This is a genomic window from Catonella sp. (assembly GCF_052173895.1).
Lineage (GTDB): Bacteria > Bacillota > Clostridia > Lachnospirales > Lachnospiraceae > Catonella.
Genome location: NZ_JBQMXS010000006.1, coordinates 47,321 through 65,331 on the forward strand (window position 1 = coordinate 47,321; position 18,011 = coordinate 65,331).

The following is an 18,011-nucleotide window of genomic DNA, read 5'->3' on the forward strand; positions in this document are numbered from 1 at the left end:
AGTATAGTACTATTAAACAAAATTTAGGAGGATATGAATTATGGCTACAGAATTAGGAGCAGAGAGCTTTGCACTGGATCTTGAAGTTCTTATAGGAGAATATGAAAATAAGCTTGCAGAGGCGGATACAGAGGAAGTAAAGAAAAGAGTGTCTGAACTTTTAGAGGCTTGTAAAGCTATGAATGGTAAAAGTCTTGCAGAATTACTTACAATTGTAGATACAGGAGCATTCAACAATATTATTTCAGCATATTGCATGAAGGCTATGCAGGATCTTGATAAGTCAGAGGAAGAGTGTGAAAAAGTGCTTGAGAAATTAAATGAGCTGTATAACTATGATGCGGATAGTGTTGTGGTTCCTATGCTTACAGTAGAAACTGAAGAAGATGGTGAATAATTTCTTATAATGTGAGGGTTAAATGTTTATTAACCAGTTGATAGAAGGCTGTGGGCTTAGGCTCACAGCAGTTTTTGAATCCAATACAGCAGATTTTCATTCAAAAGTGGCAGGAATATATCATCCTGCTGATAAAAGGGAAATATCAGATTTTTTAGAAAAGAATAAAATGAGATTTTCAAAATATGTAGTGGCAGAGATGTTTACCTTTAATGGGAGACCACTCAGTTTTGATAATGATGAGATAGAATGTTCTGTAATGGGGATTTTTGAATCTAAGCCTTATGAATGGATGAAGGTCAAGGTATATAGGATTAATCTCGGCAAATATGGTGCTGCCCATATCATATTGGCAGATGGTGATGTACAGCCTTTTAATAGAAGAAATAGTTTTAGGGTATCTGTGACAAATGAATGTTACGTAAAGCTTAGAAATGAGGAATCGCTTAGTAAGGCAGCGGTTAAGGACATAAGTTCGGTGGGTATAGGCTTGGTCATACCTAAGTACCTACAGATAGAGCCGGGGGATAATATTCTAATAACATTTTCGGATTATTTAAAAATATTTAAAACAAGGCAGACGAACAGCCTGCCTATGACTAGGGCTGAAAAGGATGTAGCCCGATTTAAAAAGCAGATTTCCCTTATTGAAGCCATGAATGGCGGTGGTAGTGAAGAAAAGGGAGAGAAGGTAAAACAGAAAGTCGAATTTATTATAAAAGCGGTAGTTGTAAGAGTGGTAGATACCATACAAAAAAGAACCATAGGCTGTAAATTTCTTTCTATAAATGAAGAACTAAGTAAGTATGTGAATGAAAAACAGGTGGAAAAACGCAGGGCGAAGAATAGACCCTTAAAGAATTGAATATGGAAGTATTATTAAAGTCGGTGAACTCTATGTTGACCGGCTTTTTGCATGAATAAAAATTGTACATTTTGTATAAAAAATGCTTAGAAATTCATACAAATTGACGGTGACAATATGATTGAAGTATATTACAATGTAGACGATGAAATAGGAAAATTATTTGTTCTAATATTTTTATCTATCTGATTAAATGATTCTTGTGATAATTAATCATGATTTCTCAATTATTAAAAAATGTATTGTTGTTTATTAACAGGAAAAGGAGTACAATGAAAGAAAAAGATATTGCAGAAAAAATACTTTTAAGCTTTAATGATGTCTTTGCAGATGTTGTGAATGGAACCATATTTGATGGAAGGGATGTAGTAAAGAGTGAGGACTTAGAAGAGGCCGGCACTGTCACACAGTTTAAGGATGATGAGAATGTACATCACGAACAGTTAAGAGATGTGGCTAAGCTCTGGAAGAAAAATGGAGTAATATTCTCATTTATAGGAGTTGAGAACCAGTCAGTACCGGATGAAGATCTAATACTAAGGGTGTGTGCGTATGATGGAGTCACTTATAAAAATCAGCAAGGAAGGGCGGAGATTTATCCGGTATTTACAATAGTTATTTATTGGGGAAAGACTAAGTGGAAGGCACCAATAAGTCTAAAGGAAAGAATCACTTGTCCGACGGAGCTTGAGGGGCTGATTTCAGATCATAAGTTTAAACTCGTTGAAATGGCTAGGCTTACTGATGAAGAAATAGAAAGATATAAGGGTGATTTTAATTTTATAGCAGGCATCATGGCAAAAGAAGAAAATTATGAGCCAAATCAGGAAGAAATAAGACATCCTGATGAGGTGTTAGATTTGCTTAGCCTGCTGACAAATGATGAAAGATTTGCTGAGGCAAAAAGTGAAGTTAAATCAATGAAGAAAGAAGGAGGAACAGTGGATATGTGTGGATTTTTAGATAAAATTGAAAATAGGGGAATAGAGAAAGGAATAGAGAAAGGAATAGAGCAGGGAGAGGAGATTGCAACTCTCAATATAGCCAAAAAACTGAAGGAGAGTAAAGCTGCATTAAAGTACATAATGGAGATTACAGGTTTGACCAAAGAACAGGTCGAAAGTTTATAATAATAATCAACGAGAATACAATGAATAAGTTTAAGAAATTTGACAATAATTAAGTTTCAACAACACAAAATGTGAGCTTATAGTAAAATTTCACAACAATATAAAAAATATAATATTAAATATTAATTTTTTGAATAGAAAAGCCGATAATGATATTGCAGACCTATCATTATCGGCTAAAATTATATACATTAATTTAACATATTTTCTAGTTGATAAGTGTTTTGTAACTTGATATAATTATGATAAGTATAAGTGTATTGTAATGAAAAAAAGAAAATATATCTATCTAAGAAAGGAAGATGCCTATGTGGAAGAAAATGAAATTTAGAAGAGGAGTAATTAGTCTGTTACTGATTATTGGCTTGGTACTGACTAATTTTAGATCATTCGGCTCATGGGCTGAAAAAGACTATACTGCAGAATTGAAAAAGATTCTGACTCCTGCATATGGGGATAAGTCTGAGGAAATCTCAAAGAATCTCCTTGCTATTGTAAAGGAAGATGAGTATGAGGTTCTTTTGTCCATGCTTAATAAAGAGCTTGCTGAGGTAGGAGTGGATAAAGATAAAACTTCATCAAAGCCGGATGAAGAGAAAGTGAAGAATAAAGAAGGCTCAGAGAAGAAAGATTCTACAGAGCTTGATAAGAAAGATAAAGATGAAGTTTCTCCATCATCAGAAGAAACTGTAAGTACATTAGAAGTACCGGCTATACCTAATCCGGGTGCAGAACCTATATCGGTAGAAAAGAAGGCTTTTAATGGATTTAGTGGCAATTTTCTTGAAGGGCTTATGAAAATTGTTAAATTAGATGCTGAGATTGAGAAAGTTAGGGCTACGCTTAATGCATTAAAGGCAGAGAGTGTTGCTGAGGATGCAATAGAGAAATTAGTAGCAGATTTTAATGAAAAGAAAGTTGCAAATAACACAAACACAACCATGTCTTCTAAGACACTTGATTGGAAGAGCAACTATTTTAAAACTAAGACAGTTGAGCAGGAAAGTAAAATTGTAGATGTAGATAGTGACAAAATAGATCCTAATAAAGATCTTAAGATTAAGGCGATAGTGACACTTCCGGTTAACCCTATAGGAGGAGCAAATAGGGAATATCTTAGGAAGGGTGATAAGATACTGGTTCCTTTAGGAACAGGTATAAAACTTCATAAAGATAATCTGACTTTTGATAAAAACTTACCTGCTAAATATAAAGACGGAGAAGAGCCTTTAAAAGATGTATTTCATGCAAAAACAGTAATTCAAGGAGATACTATCTTTATGGAGATGACTCTCCTTAAGGACAATGCTGAACTTAAAGGTGCTATTGATATGGAGGCTGAGATAGTTCTTAAGGTTACTGTAAATACAGGTAAGATTGAAAACGATGATAAGGGCAAATATGTAGTAGTTTTAGAAAAAACATATAGATTTGAAAAAGCAGTTGAAGCTAAAGTACGGATGGAGAAGTCCGGTAAGATAGACTTCAACAAAGGAAATATTGACTGGGAAGTTAGAATAGAAAAAATAGGAGAAAATGGTACATTACTGCCACTTGACAGTGATTATAAATTTGAAGACCCTCTTAAGAATGTTGGTAAATTTGTAAACGATAGCTTTTCTATTCATGAGATAAATGGAGATGGAACTATTGGAAATCAACTTAATGTAGATGCCAATACTTTTAAATTACTGCCAAGTACTACAGATTCCAGTAATGAGGCTCTTACCTATATCTTCCCTAATGATACACCGGGAAAGGTAATTGTTAAATTTAGTACAAGCCTACAGGATGGCGAGAATGCTAAAAGCTTCAGCCGTCTTTGTGAGGATAAAAAAGGCTTTGATATAACCAACATAGCATATTTATACAAAAAAGAAGGGAATAGCTATGGCAAAGAGCTTACTAGGGCTAGCAAAAATATAAAATGGAGCGGCAGATGGGGTGCCAAGTATCATGGAACAAGCATTAAAAAGGGAGTAATAGGAGATCTTATCAATAATGAGCTTAAAGAGCAGCAATCTAATATAACTGATATCAAAACTATTGCCGATGGAGACTCTAGCTCCAAAGGTTATATTGATGGTGATAAGTATAAGGTACAGTGGAATATAGTATTTGATGCTACAGGTAAGAACTTAAAAAATGTTAGGATTGAAGATAAGTTCCCTATAAAAGGTCATAATAGTGAAAAATATTTGAAGATTACAAAGGCAACTATACGCTATTGGAATAGTGTTAACAAGACTTGGGAAAAAACTAAAGATATAACAGAGTTTTTTAGTAAAGATCCATATGTATATAATATAGGCGATCTTAATACATTAATAAAAGTTACTGTTTGGTCTGAAATAGATAAGTCTGAGATTGTAGGCAGTGTCAGGTTTGGTAATGCTGCATTTATTACATGGAATGATGGGAAACAAGTTAAACTCGAGGATAATCTTGATTTGGGAACCAGTTTAATATATAAAAGACCTGATGATGCAGTGTCATATCAGAATAACCTGCTTATAGATGCTAATCCGACTTGGTACATAAAAGTTAAAAAGGACTTTGTGAAAGAAAATAAAGCTAAAGGCGGAGCATATGTATATGATGCCGTAATTTACGGTAATGATAGAGAAGGTCTTACTGTAGATAAAGAATATCTTACTGATAAAGGAAAACTTGTATCTTCTAAGATTGCTTTGGCTGAGGTACTTAAAGATGCCAGTGACCGTAAAATGGTATATGAGATGGGTTCACAGAAGGGTATAGGTGAGCCTAAGATTTATACATTAAAATCTAATGGAAAGCCTGTTGGTGACCTGCTTGAGTTTGATTTGTCTACATTAGATGGTAAGGTTACAGATTGGACTGATTATTATCGTTTTTCATTTAGAACTCACTTGGTTGATGGATATAGGATAACAGGAGGGCCTAAGAACGGTGCCAACGGTAATCAGCCTAATCAGATTAAGAATCTGGCTTGGCTTGTTAAGGGGGCAGAGCCGGGTAAAGACGGAGCTGAACCAAAGCTTGCTGAAAGTATTCAGTCTGCTGATTCTTGGCCTGAATATAACTATAGGATGATACAAAAAGATGCCCTTACAAGCGAGGCTGCAGAGAAGATTATAGAGGGTAAGTACGATGTAGCTAATGCTAACTCTGTAATAGGACATGAGAAAAAAGATGGAGCTTATGTTAAGAATTATAAGTCCATAATTTATAGGCTCAGTGTGAATGCAGCAGGTGTAAAGAGTTTTATTAATAATAAAAACTACATGAATGCTCTTATTGAGGATAGTATAGACAAGAAGTTTGAGAGAGTTAAGATTAGCGATACGAGTGACCTTGAATATATAGTATATTCAGGAGAGGCAAGAACTAAAACAATACCTTCGGATGATGCCTTTGTAAATGCAGTAGGTGATAGTTATAGTAAGGATGAAGTTGATGGACTACTTTTTAAACCAGAAACAGCTACAACACCAGAAAAGTCCAATGCAAAACTTACATTCAAGAAACTTGAAAAGCCTTATGTAATTCTTTACAGGGTAAAACTTGCAGATAGCGAAGTAAAGAAAAATACAGATAAGAATACTACTGTCCATAATACTGCTGAATTTAGTGCTTGGAATGAAAAAGGAAAAGAAGGCAAATATAAGATGTCAAGCAGTAAGATAGTTGATTATGATTCAAGATTTTTAGGTAAAGATTATACCACTGAAGAAGGTGGAATTATAAGATGGACTATAAATTATAAGCCATCCGTAATGGATAAGGATACCAATGAAAAATTAAATAGTGCTACGGGTGACATAGAGCTCTATGATGAGCTTGGTAAAGGCTTAAGTGTCTTTGTTGATAAAACAACAAATAAGCCGGTACTAAACGGTGTTGCCTATGTACTTAACAAAGTCGATGATAAAGGTAAAGTTATTCATTCTTATACTAATGATGAGCTTAATAGTATGCTTACATATAAGAAAGATGGTGATAACGATAGCATTACACTTAAGATTCCTAATGCAGACAAGAAGAGTAATTTTATCTTCAGCTACAGTACGACTTTAGATGATAGTAAGGCTATCGAACCTAAAAATACTGTTAAGCTTAGAATAAATAATTCTAAATCGATAGCAGAAGGAAGTAAAAAGTATACAGTAGATGTAAGTGTTAATGTAAGGGCAAAGTTCCTTACAGGAAATAAAGTAAATATTGTACTTAAGAAAATTGATGAAGATACTAAAGAGGCTCTCAGTGGAGTTAAGTTTAAACTTGAAAAGCGCAATACTAAAACAAATAATTTGATTGGAGATCCTGTTGAGGAAGTTACTGACCCAAATGGTCGTATTGTGTTTAAGGGTCTGACTGAAACTAAAGCTGATGAAGTATATGCCATAACTGAGCTTACTCCTAAGGAAGGCTATATAAATGATGGAAGTGAATACACATTCACCTTGGGATATGGTCAGGTAGCTGGTGGCATAGGTCTTATGATCAACAAGGCTGTTCAGAAAGATGGAAAAGAAGTTAATGGTATTTTACAATCTGACAGCAGAACCATAGTTGTGACAAATAAAAAGGCTAACAATAATTTAGTTTCTATTAAACTTATTAAGGCTGATGCAAAAGATTATGATAAAGACCTTAATAAGATTGATAAGTTGTCTGGTGCAGAGTTTAGCTTAACATCTAAGAATGATACAACATTGTCTTACAAAGCAGTATCGGATAATAACGGTGGACTTATCTTTGAGAATGTAAAAGCAGGAAGTTATTTATTAAAAGAGACAAAGGCACCGGATAATTATGTTGGCTTAGGTGATAAAACTTATGAAGTACAGGTAACACCTACAGCTACAAAGGGTAATAAAATTACTCTTGTAAATAAAGCTGATGCTGATAAGTCAGTTAAGGTGGTTGAGGATACTGTAGTGGTATTTAACCAAAAGAAGGATGGAGATAAATTCACACTGAATGTATATAAGAGTAATTTTAGATACCGTTTCTTGGGAGGTGCACAGGATAATAAGGATACCAAAATAAAGGCTGATTTGCTTGCAGGAGCTAAGTTTAAGTTAACAAAAGAGGGCAGTAACCAAGAATTTAGTTTTGTACATAACGAAGGGAAGTATACTGTGGCAGATCTTGAGGGAGGTAATTATATCCTAGAAGAGATTGATGCTCCTAGACATTTTGAACTGAATAAGGACATTAAGTATTATCTTAAGATTAATCCAAAAGCTGAGGCTGGTAAGAAACTCGAAATTACAAAAGTTATGAAGGGTAATGCTGTAGTGGATAGATATAGTGATGAGTATTACACTTTCCATCAAACTGACAAAAATGATGAGTTAGTAATCTTAGATAAAAAGAAGAAAGGTATACTGTTTGTCAAAGCAAATTTAAAGGACAATAGTGACTTGCTTAAAGACGAGACAGTCTTAGCATCAAAGATTAAGACAACACTTTCAGATGCAATATTTGAGGTATCTAGGTATGATGAAACAAAAAAAGCTTGGGAGAAATCAGATGATATAAAGACCGAGGCAGGAGGCATACTTTTAGATTGGCAACCTGGAAAATATAAGCTGATAGAAAAAACAGCTCCAAAAGATTACATTAAGAACAGTTTTGAATATGAGGTAGAGGTAACAGAACCTAAAACTAATGATAAAGGTGAAGAGCTTGAGCCGTCTCAAATTAGGATTTTGAAAGAAGATAAAACTATCAAGCTTATTGCTGACACATTTAGTGATGGTTTTGTAATCTTCAACGAAAAAGATGAGACTGTTAAAGAAACCTACGACCTTAAACTTCTTAAAGCAGATATAGTTGATAACGCAGCTACTACTCTTGGAGCAATAAAGACACCACTTGATGGTGCTAAGTTTAGTCTTGTTTCTGTAGAAAATCAGAATGTATCTTATAGTGCAATAACAGGTGAGAAAGTCACATCAAAGGGAGGTATAGTATTTAAGGGACTTAAGTCGGGTAAGTATGTGCTTAAGGAAGAAATAGCCCCTAATAATTATACAGCTCTTATAAAGAGTTATACAGTAGTTGTAACTGCAAGTGCAGTAAGTCCTGAGTTTAAGATAATAGATGCTAACAATACAGAAATAAAGGAAATAGAGAAGACAGTTGTAGTATTTAATAAGAAGAACGATGTACCAAATGGAGGTGGAACTACTCCAGGAGGCGGTGGCGGAACTACTCCGGGAGGAGGTGGTGGAACTACTCCGGGAGGTGGAGGTGGCGTTACCCCTGGAGGAGGCACTCCTATTGTTCCGGGGCCAAACTCAACACCAAGTACTAATCCAACACCAAATCCAACACCAAATCCAACACCAAACCCAACTCCGGTATCAGAACTTCCTAGGTATTCTGAAAATACTCTTCCGGATCCTAATGATCCGGATAGTCCGGATGAGTTTGTAGCAGTTGATGAAGAAGGAACTCCACAGGGTCGTTTTGTAAAGCAGAAGACTCCTGATGGAAAGAATGAGTATGTTGAAGTTAATGATGATGGAACTCCTAAGGGGCCTAGCAAGGCAAAGAGGGTACTTCCAAAGACAGGTGGAACTGGCAATGTAGTATATTATGCAGGTGGAGCTATGCTTTTATTGCTTGCAGCAGGTGTACTGGTAGTAAGAAGAAAGAAATATAAAGAGAACTAATTTATAGTTAAATGAGAGCTGTGTTTTGACATATGATGCCGATCCACAGCTCTTTTTTGTAATACACTACTACGAATACGCAAAATTATGCAAAAATCTGAAAATTAAGAATATAGCTTATATTGTCATTAAAAAAGGATTGTCGGAACAAAAAATAATGGATATAATGTATAATTATACAACAACACATTTAAAAATATGGAGGTAACATATGTGGAAAAAACACAAATACGCACTACTTAGTTTGATACTTATGGTAGGAATTTTTCTTACCGGTGTAAGACTGCCACAGTTTGCAGAGGCAGCATCGCCTGCAACTAAAAATAGGACTAATGATTCATCGGTAGTAAAAGCACATGAGATAGTTTTTACACAGAATGGTCAGCAATTAAATTTCGGAGCAACCCCTGCACCTAAGATTGATTTAACAAATGAATTGACTGTTACAATAAAGGATAAATTTAATTTTGATAAAAGTGATTTAGCAGGTCATATAGATGATGATTCATATGTAGAATATGAATTAGGTCAGTATTTTGATATTATAAATATAAATCACGAAGAGTATACAAAGCCTGATCCACGCACAACACCTGATGACCTTAAAGATAAAACAATTTGTAAAACCAGCTTTACTAAGGACACTAATGGGAAAATAAAAGTAAGATTTGATTTTTCATTTGCAGATTCTGAAATGTTTAATCAGAATGAAATTAGTGTTAATGCTGTAGTTAAGTTACAGGTAAATAAAGAAGATATAAATAAAACAGAGGCTGGTGGCAAGGTTAAGATTTTAGGAAATCCCTATGATGTAGAAAGCTCTGAAGAAGAATTTACTGTTAAAAAAGAGGGTAAACTTAATTTAAATAATGGCACCGTAGACTGGACTGTAGATGTATTGAGAAAGAAAAAAGGTACAGATGAACAGCTTAGTCTTGAAGGGTATGTGTTTAATGATATTCTTAAAGATGTTGTAGGAGAATATGAATTCAATACATTTAAGATTAATGGAAATCAAAAAAATCTAGACAATGGAAATCGTACAAATCTTACATATACAATTAAAAACGATGATTGTACAGCACCCAATATTGGAACAGCAAAAATAGAGTTTAGTACTTTAATTACTCAGGGTGATTTGATTAGAGGTAAGACTTATAAGAACAAGGCAAAGGTTTCTAAAGGAGATTCAGTCAAAGAATCTAATGAAGCTGAAGTTGTGTTAAAAAAGTTTGGAACAAAGAAAGGTGAGCCTGACAAAGAAAGTACTCCTAATGCAAAGCCATATATAAAATGGTTTATAGAAATTAATGAAGAAAGTAAAGAATTAAAGAATGTAACCATTGAAGATGTGCTTAAAGATGCTATTATTGGAACAGCATCTCAGACTAGAAAAGAAAGCTTTTATGAAGAATACGATGATGTTGGAAATAAATGGATTAATAAAAGAGAGATAACTCCTGATTCTAACCAGAAATATATTTTAGGTAATATAACTAAAAAGATAAGATTAACAATTATAACCAACCCAATAGAGAATCCTGATGGTTACTGCAGGTTTAGAAATGATGCTAAAATATATTGGGGAGATAATCCTACATTCAGAAGAAATATGGATGCCACTGTAGACCTTGGCCATGGAAAATTAGATAAAATTGCAAATAGAGTTACTCGTGACAGTAGTGAACCACTTCTGGAAGGTGATCAAAGACTAAGAGAATCTAACAATATAGAAAGAGCAGGCTTTGAAACTTTATGGACTGCAACAGTTGATGTTCCTGAGGGTGATAATACTGAATACTATCTATATGATACGTTTATTTTTGGTGATCTTACTGATACAGTTATAACCGATAGAGGTGGAGTATATGATGGCAAATTTAAAATAAAAGATAAAAGTGGCGATGATGCAGTACTTCCTACAAAACTTACATTACAACAGATGGTTTCTACTGCTGATTATCATTGCAAGCTTGTAGATATAGATAATCCGCTTGTTGATAATGAGGATGGATTAAAGGCTAAGGTTTATAATATTACCAAGGAGGATGGTAATACGATTATAGGTCATTTACTGGAAGTAAGTGGTTTTAAACAGAATAAAAAAAATATAGTGAAATTTAAGTCGAGGGTTTTAGAGCCATGGATACTATTCCAACAAGATTCAGTAAATTCATCATCTGTAGTTAAAAACCATGTAGCTCTTACAAAAAAGGATGGTTGGCTTTTAGGAGAGAAAGATGCTTCAGCTAATTATAATTCTAAAGTATTAAGTAAACAGGCTCTTTCAAAGGAAGCCGCAACAGAGTTTGTGAAAAATTTAGAAGTATCTTCTTCAAATAACATTGTAAATGATGATGTTTTTGACAGCATGGCAAAAAAGGCTAAGGAAGCAGCAGATATTAAAAAGTCAGCCTTCAATATAAAAGACCGTTCTATTATTTACAGATTAAGTGTAAATGCAGCACAGATTAATGATGAAGATGGTGACCTTGGAGTAGTTACTGTTACTGATAATCTGCCTGATGACTGGGAACTTGTACCAATAACAAATGGAAAAAATTATCTTATCTACAAAGGAAAACCTGCTACCAGTATAACTACTATAGATGCAACAGTACTGGCAGAAGACAAACCTATAGACCTTCCTGTAGACAAATTAGAATTTGTAAAGACCGGCAATAAGCTTGAGTTTAAGTTTAAAAAGTTAGACTCACCTTATGTAATCTTATTTAAGTTACAGCTTAAGGAAGATAAGTTTAAGGAGTATTTTAATACAAAAGATAAGATTGTTAATAATAAGGCAGGAATAAATGCAGAGAAAAAATCGTATAATGGTGCGAAAAACACTTGGTTTACCCACACAGTAGATAGCAACCAGGAAGTATTAATCAATGAAGAATTCCTTACAAAAACTCCTGATACTAAGGCAAAAGAGCAGGAAAAGAAGGGTTATCTGAAATGGAATATAGTGTATACTCCATATAAGGATTATACAGATAATACTAGGGTAACACTTGAGGATGTGCTTGGTAATAATCTTAGCTTAAGAAGAGAAAAAGGCAGTAATAATCTTGTATTCCAAGGAGATAACTACAGGATTTTTACAGGTAAGCTAAAGGCTGACGGTACCTTTGAAGAAGATGAGGAAATAACTACAGGGCTTTCTGATATATTTAAATATGATAAGGAGAGTAAAAAGTTTATTATTACTCTTCCTAAGAGCAATGAGACCTACAAGATTTCTTATATTACAGATATTGTAGGAGATGTAAATGCAGGTATAGATTTAGCAAATGATGTTTATCTTCGTGAGGGCAATGTTGTAGAAAGTACTGTAGAGGTTAAAAAGAAATATAGGGCAACAGTAACTTCATCAGGAGAGATAAAGGGCTTTGAAAAGCTTAGTATAATTAAGAAAAATGCAAATGGAGATAAGGTTCTTTCAGGGGCAAAATTTGAACTTACTAAAGATGGTACGAAAGTAGACGGTTCTCCAAAAACCACTGATGCAGAAGGTAAGATAGAGTTTAATAGACTTAAAACAGGTGTATATGTGCTTAAAGAAGTTGAGGCACCGGCTGGATATCTGTTAAATAAGACTGAGTACAAAATAAAAATAACAGAGCTTGAAAATGGAAAGAAAGTAGAACTTCTTGATAATAATGGAAGGGTTGTATCAGAATTTGAAAATATTACACAAAACGGTAATGAACTAATTGTAAAAAATGAGATTAATGATGTTTCTAATCTTGGTAAATTAAAGATTATCAAGAAAGATACTACAGGTCTTAATCTGCTGTATGGTGCAATGTTTGAACTTAAAAAGGGAGATATCCTAATAACCGGAAAGGCCGGTATAACTGATAAGAATGGTGTACTTGAATATAGTAAATTAACAGAAGGCAGTTACGAACTTACAGAAACAAAAGCACCTATAGGCTATAAGGATACTAAGCCTGTATACAAGTTTAGTGTAGATAGTAGTGGAAAGATCACTTTCACAGATCCTGCTAGTGTAGAATGGGCAGAAGGTGTTTTGACTGTCAAAAATGAGACTGAAAATGTTGCTAATGTAACCTCATTAAAGATTATTAAAAAAAGCAGTAGTAATAACAGTCTTCTCAGTGGTGCAGAATTTGAGCTAAAGAAGAATAATGTAGCTGTAACAGCAGAACCAAAGGCCACTGATGCTAATGGAGAGCTTATTTTTGAAGGGCTTACAGCAGGCACATATGTGTTAAAAGAAGTAAAAGCACCAGATGGTTATAAGAAAAATGATACAGAGTATGTTATTAAAATAACTAAGGTGGCAAATAAATTTATCAAGTTGTTGGATAAGGTTTATGATAATGCAAAATTAGCAGATGATACAGGTTATTTGACCATAACTAATGATCCTCTTCCATCTTCACCTAGTGGAGGTGGTGGAGGAGGTGTAACACCACCACCAACACCACCGGTAACTCCAACAGATCCAAGTAAGCCGACAGATCCAAGTAAGCCGACAGATCCAAGCAAGCCGACAGATCCAAGCAAGCCGACAGATCCAAGCAAGCCATCAGAACCATCTAAACCAGTAACTCCAAACTCTGAAGATGATCCTGAAGATCCGGATGATTTTGATGAACCAAATGAGCCTGATGAGCCAAATGAGCCGGACACTCCTGAAGTTACAGAAACTCCTGATCCTGAAGATCCGGAGACACCTGTAGTACCAACATATTCTATTGACAATGTTCCGGATCCAAATGACCCTGATAGTCCGGATGAGATTACTGTAATTGCTGAAGACGGAACTCCACTTGGAACTTTTGTAAAGAAAAAGAAACCGGATGGAACTATGGAATATGTACTTGCAGATGATGGTACTCCTCTTGGTAAACTTAAGGCCAAGAAAAAACTTCCTAAGACAGGTGGCAGTAGTACTTTATGGTACTATACAGTTGGTGCAGGCCTTGTGTTAGCAGTAGGTTTTAGAATTAGAAAACGCAAAGAAGAGCAGTAACTACAATAAAAATCCGGATTATGCTTGACATATCGGTACAAAGATGTTAAACTAATACAGCTGTAAAAGTAATGATTACGGCATGAACAAGTGAAGTATCCACTTCCACCTAAGTGCAAAGTAGCACCATGGTTTTTAGAAATGAATCATTGCAGCTATATAGCTGTCTATTTAGAGTGGATACTTGTATGTATTCACTCTATTTTTAAGTTTGGAGGTGTTTTTCTATTAGCGAATTAATGATCAACGAGCAGATTAGGGATAAGGAAATCCGACTGATCGGAGAAAATGGTGAACAGTTAGGGATTATGTCATCAAGAGATGCAATGAAAATGGCAATTGAAGCAGAGCTTGATTTAGTAAAAATTGCACCAACTGCAAAACCGCCGGTTTGCAAGATTATCGATTACCGTAAATATCGTTATGAGCAGGCAAAGAGAGAGAAAGAAGCGAAAAAGAAGCAGAAAGTAACAGAAGTGAAGGAAATTCGCCTTTCGCCAAATATTGATGATAATGACCTTAACACTAAGGCTAATCAGGCAAAGAAATTCCTTGAAAAGGGAGATAAGGTGAAAGTGACTCTTCGTTTCAGAGGAAGAGAAATGGCTCACATTTCTTCTAATAAGCAGATTTTAGATATTTTCCTTGAGAAGCTTGGAGATATAGCTACGGTAGAAAAACAGGCTAAGCTTGAAGGCAGAAGTATGTCAATGGTTGTAACAGGAAAGAAGTAAAGGCGTTTTATGGACTTTGTGAAATGTCTAACAAGATAATAGGAGGAAAGAATTATGCCAAAGATGAAGACAAAGAGCGCAGCAGCAAAGCGCTTTAAGGTAACAGGAACAGGTAAGTTAATGAAGATGAAGGCTTATAAGAGCCATATCCTTACCAAGAAGACTACAAAGAGAAAGAGAAATCTTCGTAAAGCAACTGAAATTGATAAGTCAAATTTAGCTCCAATGAAGAAGATACTTCCATATAGCTAAATAAAAGTTAAATTGTTAAGGAGGAAATAAAATGGCAAGGATTAAAGGTGGCTTAGGTGCCAAGAAGAGACATAATAGAGTATTAAAGCTCGCTAAGGGTTATAGAGGAGCAAGAAGTAAACAGTATAGAATTGCTAAGCAGTCAGTTATGCGTGCTCTTGCATCTGCTTATGCAGGCAGAAGAAAGAGAAAGGGCGATTTCAGAAAGCTCTGGATAGTAAGAATTAATGCAGCAGCAAGACTTAACGGACTTTCATACAGCAAGTTTATGCATGGTCTTAAGCTTGCTAATATCGACATCAACCGTAAGATGCTCGCTGAGCTCGCTGTAAATGATGCAGCAGGCTTTACAGCTCTTGCAGATGCAGCTAAGACTAAGATTGCTTAATTTTAATATTTGATAATATAACTGTCATAAAATCTAAGGGAACTTGGATTTGATGGCAGTTTTTGTATGAAAAACTTTTGCACCTGACTATTTTTTGAATGGTATGCTATAAAATATCACAATTATAAATCGGAGATAAAAATGGCAACTGATTTGATAAAAAAACTAAAGGAACGGCTGTTTATAGAATTTAACAAGAGAGATCGTTCAGGCATATATGCAGTAACATCAAGAGAACTCGCCTACAATTCCAACAAAATTGAGGGGAGTACGCTTACTGAAAATCAGACTGCAAGCCTGTTTGATACAGGTTTACTTCCTATAAGTGATAATGTATATAGGGCAAAAGATATAGAAGAAATGAATGGACATTTTCTGATGTTTAATCATATGTTAAAGACCTTAGACGAGGATTTATCCGAAGAACTTATCAAAAAATTTCATTATGAACTCAAAAGTGGAGTTTTTGAGGATAAGGCAAATGGCTACAATATTGGAGAGTATAAAGCACGCCCGAATATAGCAGGAACTATGCAGACTTCAATGCCTGCCAAAGTTTCAGACGATATGAGGGAACTTTTAATCCAATATAAAAATGCACCGAAGAACCTAACTACACTTGCTTTGTTTCATGTAAGGTATGAAAAAATCCATCCATTTCAAGATGGAAATGGGCGTACAGGGCGTGTGATTTTGTTTAGAGAAACTCTTAAAAATGATATAATACCACCTATTATCCACGATGAGAACAGGATGGAATATATAGAGGGAATAAAAGAATATTCGGAAACAGGCTCGTCAGATAAAATGTACAACCTTCTTGTAAAGGAGCAAAATGAATATAAGAAAACAGTAGAGTTTTTTCTGGGATAAGCTTAGGGCTGTTACATTAAAGTATATTGATGTGACAGTCCTAAAAATATTTTAAAGAGCAGTCTCCCTAATTATCCAAATACTGTAGTTGAATATATAGTTAACTTATCAGAAAAGTTATTAAATTTATAGATTTTTGTAGACTATTATGTGAAAATATAGTACAATTAAGATGTATAATCTGAAATAATTTTTTACTTAAAGGAGAGGTTATTATGGAATTTAAAGAAAATACAGAAAAAATTTGGATGGAGAATGATGAGGGCAAGATAATTGCCTATGTAGAGTTCCCTGAGATAAACGGAATTGCAAATGTAATGCATACCGTAGTTGACCCTTCGTTAAGAGGACAGGGAGTTGCAGGGAGGCTTATGGAGGCGTTAGTTGCAAAGATGGAGAAGGAAGATAGGAAATTGGAATTGACTTGCTCTTATGCAATAGACTGGTTCAATAAAAATAGGGAGTATGCAAATGTACTTGCTGATGCCGAAAAAGAGTATGCAAAAGCAGTTAGTAAAGGATAAAATAGGTGTTGAATATGAAAAATACGAATACGACCCTTGTCTATATAGAACAAGATAATAAATATCTTATGATGTACCGTAATAAGAAGGAAAATGATATAAACGAGGGTAAGTGGATAGGTGTGGGAGGTAAATTTGAGTTTGGTGAAAGCCCTGAAGAATGTATGGAAAGGGAAGTTTATGAAGAAACAGGCTTATATGCAACAGGATATTTTTATTGTGGCATAGTTACCTTTGTTTCTAAATATCTTGGAAATGAGGATAAGAATGAAACTGAGTATATGCATTTGTTTAAAGTCACAAGTTTTGAGGGAGAACTGAAAGAGTGTGATGAGGGTGAGCTGGTTTGGGTAGAAAAAGAAAAACTTTTATCTCTTCCACACTGGAGGGGAGATGAGCTGTTTCTTTCGGTGATAAATAGTGCAGGAAAAAGATTCTTTTCTATGAAATTCAGCTATATTAATGGCAAACTTTTAGAGGCTATTTATGATGCTGTACCATGTTTTATTACGGAAAATTTAATTCTTCGTCCTTGGGATTTGGATGATGTAGGGGATTTATATAAATATGCCTCAGATCCCTGCATAGGTCTTTCAGCAGGTTGGAAACCACATAGGTCAGTGGAAGAGAGTCGGGAAGTAATTGAAAATGTGTTTATGAAACCGGGGATTTATGCTATTATATATAAACCGACTAATGAAGTTATAGGAAGTATAGGCTTGCATGCCGGCAATAAGGAGAGTAGGGGACTCGGTAATGATGAGAAACAGGGAGAAATAGGATACTGGCTGGCAAAACCTTATTGGGGAAATGGGTTTATGGTAGAGGCGGCAAAGCCTCTTATAGAATTTGGTTTTTTTGACCTTGAATTGAATAGGATGTGGATAGCATATTTTGATGGCAATAATAGATCTATGAGGGTGGCTGAAAAGCTTGGTTTTACTTATAGCCATTTTGCAGAAAATGTGAAAATAGAGGCACTTGGAGAGGAAAAAAAGGAACATTATATGCTATTTACCAAAGAGGATTTTTATGAGAAAAGCAGATTGGAATATAGTTCATTTATAGCTGGAAAGTCTGAAAAAGCATAAAATAACATTAATAGGCTATACTTTTTCTATATATTAATATAGAATGAAGTACAGCCTATTTTTAGGTATAAAACAGGGAGG

At 34.7% G+C, this 18,011-nt stretch carries 11 protein-coding genes; all 11 read left to right on the forward strand.

Features of this window, described 5'->3' with window-relative positions; all coding sequences use genetic code 11:
• Nucleotides 1–40 precede the first annotated feature (40 nt).
• The 11 genes from ACTTG8_RS02520 (at nucleotide 41) to ACTTG8_RS02570 (ending at nucleotide 17,930) form a co-directional block, all read left to right on the forward strand.
• Nucleotides 41–397 (forward strand): hypothetical protein, encoded by a 357-nt coding sequence (locus ACTTG8_RS02520; protein ID WP_442560549.1) that lies wholly within the window; start codon nucleotides 41–43, stop codon nucleotides 395–397.
• Between the two features lie 22 nt (nucleotides 398–419).
• Nucleotides 420–1,262: a PilZ domain-containing protein gene (locus ACTTG8_RS02525; protein ID WP_442560550.1), complete on the forward strand. Its 843-nt coding sequence runs from the start codon at nucleotides 420–422 to the stop codon at nucleotides 1,260–1,262.
• Between the two features lie 272 nt (nucleotides 1,263–1,534).
• Nucleotides 1,535–2,392 carry an Rpn family recombination-promoting nuclease/putative transposase gene (locus ACTTG8_RS02530; RefSeq protein WP_442560551.1) on the forward strand — a complete coding sequence of 286 codons (858 nt, stop codon included), beginning with the start codon at nucleotides 1,535–1,537 and terminating at the stop codon, nucleotides 2,390–2,392.
• A 308-nt stretch (nucleotides 2,393–2,700) separates the two neighbouring features.
• Complete coding sequence (locus ACTTG8_RS02535) at nucleotides 2,701–9,060, forward strand: MSCRAMM family protein (RefSeq protein ID WP_442560552.1); 6,360 nt, start codon at nucleotides 2,701–2,703, stop codon at nucleotides 9,058–9,060.
• A gap of 211 nt (nucleotides 9,061–9,271) precedes the next feature.
• Entirely contained in the window at nucleotides 9,272–14,068 is a 4,797-nt protein-coding gene (locus ACTTG8_RS02540; RefSeq protein WP_442560553.1) for an MSCRAMM family protein, read from the forward strand.
• Nucleotides 14,069–14,307: 239 nt separating this feature from the next.
• A complete protein-coding gene (infC, locus tag ACTTG8_RS02545) occupies nucleotides 14,308–14,802 on the forward strand; it encodes a translation initiation factor IF-3 (protein ID WP_442560554.1) in 495 nt (164 codons plus the stop codon).
• A 54-nt stretch (nucleotides 14,803–14,856) separates the two neighbouring features.
• Complete coding sequence (gene rpmI, locus ACTTG8_RS02550) at nucleotides 14,857–15,054, forward strand: 50S ribosomal protein L35 (RefSeq protein WP_442560555.1); 198 nt, start codon at nucleotides 14,857–14,859, stop codon at nucleotides 15,052–15,054.
• 31 nt (nucleotides 15,055–15,085) lie between these two features.
• Complete coding sequence (gene rplT, locus ACTTG8_RS02555) at nucleotides 15,086–15,442, forward strand: 50S ribosomal protein L20 (protein WP_442560556.1); 357 nt, start codon at nucleotides 15,086–15,088, stop codon at nucleotides 15,440–15,442.
• 141 nt (nucleotides 15,443–15,583) lie between these two features.
• The gene (locus tag ACTTG8_RS02560) at nucleotides 15,584–16,315 is read left to right on the forward strand and encodes a Fic family protein (RefSeq protein WP_442560557.1); all 732 of its coding nucleotides are present in this window, start codon (nucleotides 15,584–15,586) and stop codon (nucleotides 16,313–16,315) included.
• 215 nt (nucleotides 16,316–16,530) lie between these two features.
• Nucleotides 16,531–16,839 (forward strand): GNAT family N-acetyltransferase, encoded by a 309-nt coding sequence (locus tag ACTTG8_RS02565; RefSeq protein ID WP_442560558.1) that lies wholly within the window; start codon nucleotides 16,531–16,533, stop codon nucleotides 16,837–16,839.
• 14 nt (nucleotides 16,840–16,853) lie between these two features.
• Nucleotides 16,854–17,930, forward strand: a complete 1,077-nt coding sequence (locus ACTTG8_RS02570; protein WP_442560559.1) for a GNAT family N-acetyltransferase — start codon at nucleotides 16,854–16,856, stop codon at nucleotides 17,928–17,930.
• Nucleotides 17,931–18,011 lie beyond the last annotated feature (81 nt).

What these genes read in the sequence shown, in the direction of transcription:
- ACTTG8_RS02520 (WP_442560549.1), top strand. Translation starts at nt 41, where the DNA reads ATGGCTACAGAATTAGGAGCAGAGAGCTTTGCACTGGATCTTGAAGTT.
- ACTTG8_RS02525 (WP_442560550.1), top strand. Translation starts at nt 420, where the DNA reads ATGTTTATTAACCAGTTGATAGAAGGCTGTGGGCTTAGGCTCACAGCA.
- ACTTG8_RS02530 (WP_442560551.1), top strand. Translation starts at nt 1,535, where the DNA reads ATGAAAGAAAAAGATATTGCAGAAAAAATACTTTTAAGCTTTAATGAT.
- ACTTG8_RS02535 (WP_442560552.1), top strand. Translation starts at nt 2,701, where the DNA reads ATGTGGAAGAAAATGAAATTTAGAAGAGGAGTAATTAGTCTGTTACTG.
- ACTTG8_RS02540 (WP_442560553.1), top strand. Translation starts at nt 9,272, where the DNA reads ATGTGGAAAAAACACAAATACGCACTACTTAGTTTGATACTTATGGTA.
- infC (WP_442560554.1), top strand. Translation starts at nt 14,308, where the DNA reads ATGATCAACGAGCAGATTAGGGATAAGGAAATCCGACTGATCGGAGAA.
- rpmI (WP_442560555.1), top strand. Translation starts at nt 14,857, where the DNA reads ATGCCAAAGATGAAGACAAAGAGCGCAGCAGCAAAGCGCTTTAAGGTA.
- rplT (WP_442560556.1), top strand. Translation starts at nt 15,086, where the DNA reads ATGGCAAGGATTAAAGGTGGCTTAGGTGCCAAGAAGAGACATAATAGA.
- ACTTG8_RS02560 (WP_442560557.1), top strand. Translation starts at nt 15,584, where the DNA reads ATGGCAACTGATTTGATAAAAAAACTAAAGGAACGGCTGTTTATAGAA.
- ACTTG8_RS02565 (WP_442560558.1), top strand. Translation starts at nt 16,531, where the DNA reads ATGGAATTTAAAGAAAATACAGAAAAAATTTGGATGGAGAATGATGAG.
- ACTTG8_RS02570 (WP_442560559.1), top strand. Translation starts at nt 16,854, where the DNA reads ATGAAAAATACGAATACGACCCTTGTCTATATAGAACAAGATAATAAA.